Below are 487 nucleotides of genomic sequence, written 5' to 3' on the forward strand. Positions count from 1 at the left end.
TGAGAGACTCGAACACACATGAGCTGTGTGTCGTTTCAATTTTCAGCTTGATCCAGATTTTTAAAGAGCAAAACTTCGCAGTGCACCTTTTCAGGTTCACTCTGAAGTTTTCTTGAGTTCGCAGTAAAGGATGGTGGAGCTATGCGGGATCGAACCGCAGACCTCCTGCGTGCAAGGCAGGCGCTCTCCCAGCTGAGCTATAGCCCCATCGTAGTTATCTCTCTACCGGTAATTTTTGTTGAGGCAAGGCGTGGTGACACGAAGCATACTCAGGTATGTGAGTGTCGCCGCAACGCAGCATCAGCAAAAATTTGGTAGGCCTGAGTGGACTTGAACCACCGACCTCACCCTTATCAGGGGTGCGCTCTAACCACCTGAGCTACAAGCCTGCAGAGATTTTTTACTGCTGTTTTTCATCAGACAATCTGTGTGAGCACTGCAAAGGCAGGTTCTTTAAGGTAAGGAGGTGATCCAACCGCAGGTTCCC

The 487-nt window shown here is 49.5% G+C and carries 2 tRNA genes; both read right to left on the bottom strand.

What is annotated here, in order from left to right:
• Positions 1 to 131: 131 nt before the first annotated feature.
• Positions 132 to 207: transfer RNA gene (locus tag IM282_RS21780), tRNA-Ala, on the bottom strand.
• A 105-nt stretch (positions 208 to 312) separates the two neighbouring features.
• A tRNA-Ile gene (locus tag IM282_RS21785) sits at positions 313 to 389 on the bottom strand.
• Positions 390 to 487 lie beyond the last annotated feature (98 nt).

Source organism: Enterobacter cloacae complex sp. P29RS (genome assembly GCF_014893445.1).
GTDB lineage: Bacteria > Pseudomonadota > Gammaproteobacteria > Enterobacterales > Enterobacteriaceae > Enterobacter > Enterobacter intestinihominis.